Source organism: Acinetobacter gerneri DSM 14967 = CIP 107464 = MTCC 9824, from assembly GCF_000368565.1.
GTDB classification, from domain to species: domain Bacteria; phylum Pseudomonadota; class Gammaproteobacteria; order Pseudomonadales; family Moraxellaceae; genus Acinetobacter; species Acinetobacter gerneri.
Genome location: NZ_KB849521.1, coordinates 1 through 650, shown reverse-complemented (window position 1 = coordinate 650; position 650 = coordinate 1). Strand labels below are relative to the sequence as shown.

Annotated in this window: 1 protein-coding gene; it reads right to left on the bottom strand. The window is 48.8% G+C overall.

Annotation, left to right across the window (positions count from 1 at the left end; all coding sequences use genetic code 11):
* A partial coding sequence (locus F960_RS00145) for an Ig-like domain-containing protein (RefSeq protein WP_040332448.1) occupies positions 1-650 on the bottom strand: 650 nt, incomplete at both ends.

Below are 650 nucleotides of genomic sequence, written 5' to 3'. Positions count from 1 at the left end.
TACCATGACCCAGATCAAGCGTGATTACGGCATTGGCTTCACTACTTCCGCTTAATTCCGAAGCATTATTTAGCTCAACACTTGGAGCCAGTGGCACAACTGTATCCGCTTTCTCTGTCGTGGTTTCAGCTCCAACATTACCCGCTGCATCGGTTGCTGTCACTGTTGCGGTTTCACCATCGGTAATCGGGTTGGGTGTGAATGACCATTTACCTTGACTATTCGCTGTCGTGGTCAAGGTAGTGCTATGACCCAAGTCAAGCGTGATCACAGCATTGGCTTCACTGCTTCCGCTTAATCCCGAAGCATTATTCAATTCAACACTCGGAGCCGGAGGCGCAATCGTATCTGCTTTATCTGTGGTAATCGATGGACCAATGTTGCCTGCGGCATCTGTAGCCGTAAGCGTCGCCGTTTCACCATCAGCAATCGGATTTGGTACAAATAACCATTTGCCTTGGCTATTCGCTGTTGTGGTTAAGGTAGTGCCATGACCCAAATCAAGCGTGATCAGAGCATTAGCTTCGCTTGTTCCAACCAAGCCTGCCGCATTGTTTTGTTCAACACTCGGTGCTAATGGTGCAACAGTATCCGCTTTATCTGTGATCGTTTCAGCTCCAATATTACCTGCGGCATCGGTTGCAGTCAGC